Annotated in this window: 8 protein-coding genes; 7 read left to right on the top strand and 1 reads right to left on the bottom strand. The window is 61.1% G+C overall.

Annotated elements, in window-relative coordinates:
• From ABJN75_RS18210 to ABJN75_RS18195, 4 genes are all read left to right on the top strand, one after another.
• A partial coding sequence (locus tag ABJN75_RS18210; RefSeq protein WP_348441007.1) for a cobaltochelatase subunit CobN occupies positions 1-1,624 on the top strand: 1,624 nt, incomplete at its 5' end.
• Positions 1,625-1,672: 48 nt separating this feature from the next.
• Positions 1,673-2,107, top strand: a complete 435-nt coding sequence (locus tag ABJN75_RS18205) for a GNAT family N-acetyltransferase (RefSeq protein ID WP_348441006.1) — start codon at positions 1,673-1,675, stop codon at positions 2,105-2,107.
• A 93-nt stretch (positions 2,108-2,200) separates the two neighbouring features.
• A complete protein-coding gene (gene cobO, locus ABJN75_RS18200; protein WP_348441010.1) occupies positions 2,201-2,815 on the top strand; it encodes a cob(I)yrinic acid a,c-diamide adenosyltransferase in 615 nt (204 codons plus the stop codon).
• Between the two features lie 13 nt (positions 2,816-2,828).
• The gene (locus tag ABJN75_RS18195; protein WP_348441005.1) at positions 2,829-3,260 is read left to right on the top strand and encodes an EamA family transporter; all 432 of its coding nucleotides are present in this window, start codon (positions 2,829-2,831) and stop codon (positions 3,258-3,260) included.
• 5 nt (positions 3,261-3,265) lie between these two features.
• Here ABJN75_RS18195 and ABJN75_RS18190 read toward each other — a convergent pair whose 3' ends face one another.
• Positions 3,266-4,051, bottom strand: a complete 786-nt coding sequence (locus tag ABJN75_RS18190; protein ID WP_348441004.1) for a TSUP family transporter — start codon at positions 4,049-4,051, stop codon at positions 3,266-3,268.
• A 138-nt stretch (positions 4,052-4,189) separates the two neighbouring features.
• Between ABJN75_RS18190 and ABJN75_RS18185 the strand changes: the two genes are divergently transcribed.
• The 3 genes from ABJN75_RS18185 (at position 4,190) to ABJN75_RS18175 (ending at position 6,813) form a co-directional block, all read left to right on the top strand.
• Positions 4,190-5,074 (top strand): TerB family tellurite resistance protein, encoded by an 885-nt coding sequence (locus ABJN75_RS18185; RefSeq protein ID WP_348441003.1) that lies wholly within the window; start codon positions 4,190-4,192, stop codon positions 5,072-5,074.
• Positions 5,075-5,343: 269 nt separating this feature from the next.
• Positions 5,344-5,583, top strand: a complete 240-nt coding sequence (locus tag ABJN75_RS18180) for a DUF6732 family protein (protein ID WP_348441001.1) — start codon at positions 5,344-5,346, stop codon at positions 5,581-5,583.
• Between the two features lie 3 nt (positions 5,584-5,586).
• On the top strand, positions 5,587-6,813 hold the full coding sequence (locus ABJN75_RS18175; RefSeq protein ID WP_348440999.1) for a sirohydrochlorin chelatase: 1,227 nt from the start codon (positions 5,587-5,589) through the stop codon (positions 6,811-6,813).

Genomic DNA, 6,813 nt, shown 5'->3' with positions numbered 1-6,813 from the left:
CTCCCCAATGCCAGCCTCTGTACCGGACCAGCACCCCCCTCTGTCACCTTCGGTGACATCTCCCCCGCAAGGGGGGAGAATGGGGAAAGCGTTCGATCCCCTCGATTGCCCGATGGGCGAGCCGTGGACCGGCCCAAAGCCTTCAATCCTGCAAGCCGTTTCAAACGATCTCTGGCGCACCAATGGCGATACGGTCGAGCGGATCGAGTTGCTGGCGATTGAGCTGGTGTCGGAGCGCACTGCGGTTCCAAATGGCTGGGTGGACACGGCTGCGGTGATGGAGAACATCCGGACGCTGATCAAACCCTCGGTCGAGGCCTGTGGTGAGGCTGAAATTTCCGGTCTTCTGACCGCGCTCGACGGCCGGTTCGTGGCGCCCGGGCCATCCGGTGCGCCGACACGGGGACGGCCGGACGTTTTGCCGACGGGACGGAATTTCTACTCGGTCGACAGCCGCGCGGTACCAACGCCAGCGGCGTGGGAACTGGGGCAGAAATCAGCCGAGCTGCTGGTCACCCGCCACGTGCAGGATCACGGCGAATGGCCGACCTCGATGGCGCTGACCGCATGGGGCACCTCCAACATGCGCACCGGTGGCGATGACATCGCACAAGCGCTGGCTCTGATCGGCGCCAAGCCGGTGTGGGATCCGGCCTCGCGGCGGGTCACCGGCTATGAGATCATTCCACTGGCGATGATGAACCGGCCGCGTGTCGACGTCACCTTGCGGATCTCCGGCTTTTTCCGCGATGCCTTTCCGGACCAGATTGCGCTGTTCGATCGGGCGGTGCGCGCCGTTGCGACGCTGGACGAGGACGAAGCCGACAATCCGCTGGCGGCGCGGGCCAGACAAGAGAGCGGGCGGCTGATCGAGGCCGGAGCGACTGAGGCGGAGGCCCTGCGCCAATCCTCGTTCCGGGTGTTCGGCTCCAAGCCCGGAGCCTATGGTGCAGGCCTGCAGGCGCTGATCGATGAGAGCGGTTGGACCGATCGCGGCGATCTGGCCGAAGCTTTCGTTGTCTGGGGCGGCTATGCCTATGGCGCTGGTGAAGAAGGCCAGGCCGCGCACGAGCTGTTTGAACAGAGGCTGTCGACGGTCGAAGCGGTGGTGCAGAACCAGGACAATCGCGAACATGACCTTCTCGATTCAGATGATTACTACCAGTTCGAGGGCGGCATGACCGCAGCGGTGGAAGCGGCGCGCGGCACGCGACCGGCGATCTACCACAATGACCATTCCCGGCCCGAACGCCCGGTGATACGATCGCTGGAAGAGGAGATTGCGCGGGTAGTGCGCGGCAGGGCGGTCAATCCGAAATGGATCGAGGGCGTCAAGCGCCACGGCTACAAGGGCGCCTTCGAGATGGCGGCGACGGTGGATTATCTGTTTGCCTTTGCAGCGACCACCGGAGCGGTGCGCGACGCCCATTTCGATGCGGTCTATCAGGCCTATCTGATGGACGAGGAGACGCTCGCTTTCCTGCGCGAGAAGAACCCTGATGCATTGAAGGAGATGGCGGCGAAATTCGAGGAAGCCATCGAGCGCGGATTGTGGACGCCGAAGAGCAATTCAGCCAAGTTTGCTCTGGCTGATTTGGGCGGAAGAGATATCGGGCAAGCTTGAACCGGCAGGACTTGTCGCCGTCAATCTGCCAAATCATGAGGACTGTGCATGACGATCGAAATTACCGCGGTTGAAGCTGAAGGCCGAGATTTTGCCGATACGGTCGAAGCCATTGTCGACGGGGCTGCGGCAAGGCTGGGCAAGCCGTTTGAGCCAGAGCAATTGCAGCTCAAGGCGACCGACGCAGACGGGCGATTGGTTGGCGGCTTGACGGCGCACACGGTCCAGGGCTGGCTGTTTATCAAGCTGCTCGGCATTGCGGAGGGGCAGCGCGGTAACGGGATCGGACGCCTGCTCTTGTCGAAGGCCGAAGATTTCGCCCGGCAAAAGGGGCTTGTCGGTGTATATCTCGATACATTCGAATTCCAGGCGCCGCGATTTTACCAGGGTCTGGGTTATGGCGAATGCGGCCGTCTGCCGGCCAACGGTGGCGCAGCGCAGCGTATCTGGTTTGCCAAGACCTTCGGTGAAACAACCGGATGAAGATGAAAGAGGCCGGTCAGGTCCGGCCGGATCAGGACTGACGTTAAACAGGGATGCACCGAGATGAGCGAACGTGGAAAAATCACCGACGGCATGAGCGAGGAACAACTCAACGCCCGCCATGCGGAGAAAATGGCCAAGAAGAAGGTGGCGCGCGAGAAAATCATGGCCACCAAGACCGGCGAGAAAGGTCTGGTCATCGTCCATACCGGCAAGGGCAAGGGCAAATCATCCGCTGCGTTCGGCATGATCTTTCGCCACATCGCCCATGGCAAACCCTGTGCCGTGGTGCAGTTCATCAAGGGCGCGATGTCGACCGGCGAGCGCGACCTGATCCTCAAGCACTTCTCCGACATGTGCCAGTTTCACACAATGGGCGAGGGCTTCACCTGGGATACCCAGGACAAGGCCCGCGATATTGAAATGGCGCAGGCCGCCTGGGAAAAAGCCAAGGAGATGATCCGCGACGAGCGCAACTCGATGGTCTTGCTTGACGAGATCAATATTGCCATCCGCTATGATTATCTCGATGTTAATGAGGTGATCGCGTTTCTGGAGGCTGAAAAACCGCCGATGACCCATGTCGTGCTCACCGGCCGCAACGCCAAGGAAGAGCTGATCGAATTTGCAGATCTGGTCACCGAGATGGAGATGATCAAGCATCCGTTCCGCTCGGGCGTGAAAGCGCAGATCGGCGTGGAGTTCTAAACAGGAGGTGGCAATGAGCCTGTCGGCAAGCTGGCAGTTCTGGGCGCTGGTGGCGGCGGTGTTTGCCGCCCTGACGGCGATTTTCGCCAAGGTCGGGATAGCCGAAATCGACAGCGATCTCGCCACCTTCATCCGCACCTGCGTGATCATCGTGGTGCTCGGCGCCATCCTGACGGTAAGCGGCAAGTGGCGACATCCGTCATCGATCCCGTTCAAGACCTGGCTGTTTCTGGGCCTGTCGGGTCTGGCAACCGGCGCCTCGTGGCTCGCATATTTCCGGGCGCTCAAACTCGGCGACGCCGCCCGGGTGGCGCCGCTCGACAAATTGTCAATCGTGCTGGTGGCGATCTTCGGCGTGATCTTTCTGGGTGAACATCTCTCGGCGCTCAACTGGCTGGGTGTAACGATGATCGGCGCCGGCGCGATATTGCTGGCGGTGTTTTAGGTCTCTCAGACCCCGAACCAGACGCGGACCGGATTTGCCGGGTCGGCAAGCAGTTTGACCGCCAAGGCAATGCAGGTGATGACCAGCAAGGGTTTGATGATCTTGGCGCCGTTTTTCATCGCCAGCCGCGAGCCCACTTGCGCGCCGGCGAATTGGGCGGCGCCCATCATCAGTCCGATTTTCCAGGAAATCACGCCGACAAAAGCGAAGACGGCAAAGCCGCCGATGTTGGAAGCGAAATTCAGGAGCTTGGTGTGGGCGGTGGCCTTGAGCAGGCCGAAGCCGGCAAGTGCGACAAAGGCAAGCATGTAGAACGAACCGGCGCCGGGGCCGAACACGCCATCGTAAAAGCCGACCATCGGCACGATCGCGAGACCGAACAGGAAGGGCGACAACCGACGGGCGCGATCAATATCGCCCATGTTGGGCTTGAAGCCGAAATAGAGCGCGATGGCGATAAGCAGGAAGGGAAGGAAAGCGCGGAACACATCGCCGGGAATGAGCGTGGCCAGCATCGCCCCGAGCGCCGATCCGGCGGCAGCGAGCAGCGCCGGGCCGAACTGGGCGCGGAGGTCGACATGGCCCTTGCGGGCGTAGGCGATGGTGGCGGACCCGGAGCCGAACAGGCCCTGCAGCTTGTTGGTGCCAAGCGCCTCGACCGGCGAAAACCCGGCCAGCAGCAAAGCAGGAAGCGCGATCAGGCCGCCGCCTCCGGCAATCGAATCGACAAAGCCCGCCATGAAGGCCGCAACCAGAAGCAGCAGGGTCAGCGCAAGTGTAAGGTCTTCCATGGATCGGCCTGTTTGGCGAGAGGCAAGAGGGTGGTGGCGATGCCGGACCTATGGCACGCGGCAATCGGCTGGACAATCGGCAGTGCGGGTTTACCTTGGAGTTCCTCGGGAACGGTGCAAGGTTGAGGGGCCGCTGCGATGATGAACCTCCTGACGTCGATTGCGCGGATGCTGGAGCGCAAACCGCAATGGTCCGGTCCACTTGGTCAATTGTCGGAAAATCCGGTCGCGCTGGCCGAGGTGCTGCTGCTGTTTCGAATGGTGCTTGCCGATGGCGTCGCGCAACCGTCACAGTTGACGGCGTTTGAGCGGATTTGCCAACGGCAATTCGGCATCAGCCGGCGCGACATGCCGGACCTGCATGTGTTGCTGGATTCACCGCGCGCCAGATCAAGCGATGTCGAAGCCTTCTCGCTGCTCAGGCAGCTTGACACAAAGGCGCGAAGCACCCTTCTTGACGACATGATGCGGATTGCGCGTGCCAACGCGACGATCGATGAACGCGACGAGAAGATGATCCGCCGGATGGCAAGCCTGCTCGGGCTCGATCCCGGATCAATGCCTATGGCAGAAAAGGACGAGGTCATGACCGATACGCCACACACCGATACGCCAGACAAGAGACCTTCGCTGGGCGAACGGGTTCGGGGATTTCTCGACCATCATGCATCGCTGAGCAAGGTCGCGCATGACCCGGTGCTCACGGCGGAACTGTTGCTGCTGGCCAGGATGTCGTTCGCCGACAAGAGTGTGGAGCCGGCGGAAGCCGATGCGTTTGCCGCGATCTGCACCCGGCTTCTCGGCCTCAACGGCGAAGAACTGACGGATATCCTGAAATATCTCAATGAATTCGGCTATGAGACCAGCGATGCGCAGGCAGCCGACATGCTGGCTGACCTCGATGAGGCCCGCAAGCGCGAAATCCTTGCCCATCTGTCTGCCATTGCCCAGGCGGATGGCGAGGTCGACGAGCGCGAGCGGAAGCTATTTCAGGCCACAGCCAGACGGTTGGGTTTTTCCTGAGACAGGGGTTGGCTGAGAATTTCCGCTCCGGCGCAGATCGGCCCGGCATTGACGCAATCGGCGTTTGACCTGCAATTGGCAAACGCCTAAGACAGGCCCATGTGCGACGGCGCCTGATAACAGGCTGCGAGATATTCCGGTGCGGCTGACTTAATTCAAGAGCCAAGTCCGGAGCTGTCCGGTTCGGTCAGACGGGATGCTACCTGCGGGGAGCGTTTTGTTGTCCGGCGTATCGTGCTGAAGATGTCACGTTGTCCGGAGGCTACCCGATGCGAACCCTTGTCCTTTCTCTCATTGTCTCGATTTCAAGTGCGCAGAGCGCTTTCGCCCATGGTGGTCATGTCGGCGATCTGGCGGGTCATTCGCATTGGGTCGGCTGGGCTGCTGCGGCGGCTGCCGCCGCGGTGGCGGCCTGGGCGATCAAGCGGAGAAGCAAGAGCAAGACGGCCAGCCAGGACACTGCTGACGAAGCCGATGCCGACAAGCAACCCGAAGCGGCGGAGGCCTGAGTTATGAGCGACAGCGCAATTCCGGACAAAACCGGCATCATGGTCTGCGGACATGGCAGCCGCAACCAGAACGCGGCAAAGGAATTCGCTACCGTGGCGGAGGGGCTCAAGGCCCGCTATCCGGATATTCCGGTTGAATATGGCTATCTGGAATTCTGCAACCCGGTGATTTCCGAAGGGCTCGACCGGCTACACGCCAAGGGCGTCACCCGGGTTCTGGCGGTGCCGGGCATGCTGTTTGCCGCGGGCCACGCCAAGAACGACATCCCGTCGGTGCTCAATACCTATCAGGCGCAAAACTCCGGAATGGTGATCAATTACGGGCGCGAACTTGGCATCGACCTGAAGATGATCAGGGCCGCAGGCGAACGCATCCAGCAGGCGCTCGACAAGGCCAACAAGGAACTGGGCGAGGTGGGCCTGCACGACACGCTGCTGATGGTGGTCGGCCGCGGATCGTCCGATCCCGACGCCAATTCCAACGCGTCGAAGGTGACGCGGATGCTGTGGGAAGGCTTTGGCTTCGGCTGGGCCGAGACCTGCTATTCGGGTGTCACCTTTCCGCTTGTCGGTCCGGGGCTGAGCCATGCTGCGAAGCTCGGCTACAAGCGCATCATCGTGTTTCCCTATTTCCTGTTCACCGGCGTGCTGGTCAAGCGGATCTATTCGCAGACGGATGAAGTGGCGGCCAATCATCCCGACATCCAGTTCATCAAGGCATCCTATCTCAGCGACCATCCGCTGGTGCTGGATACGTTCCAGGACCGGGTGCAGGAGATCGTCGACGGTGAGGCGCTGATGAACTGCCAAATGTGCAAATACCGCGAGCAGGTGCTGGGCTTCGAGGCCGAGGTCGGGCTGCCGCAGGAAAGCCATCACCATCATGTGGAAGGCATCGGCGGCGGTCTGGAAGATTGCCCCTGCAAGGGCGATTGCGATGCATCCTGCCGTGAGGAAGAGTTCTGCAAGGAGCACGGCCTGCCGTGGACGCCGGTGCACAGTCATGCGAGCCCGGCTTCGCTGGAACCGGCGCATGATCATTCGCACGATCATGACCATGCGCACGGGGATGATCACCATCACCATGATGGACACAGTCATAAACATGGGCACTCCCATGATCACGATCATAGCCATGGTGATGACCATTCCCACGACCATCATCACCATCCCTATCCGCATGCAGATCATCCGCATGGGCCACGCTCGATGGACAAGAAGAAGAGCTGA

It is taken from the genome of Hoeflea sp., from assembly GCF_039975035.1.
GTDB lineage: Bacteria > Pseudomonadota > Alphaproteobacteria > Rhizobiales > Rhizobiaceae > Hoeflea.
This window is presented reverse-complemented; position numbering and strand designations above follow the sequence as displayed.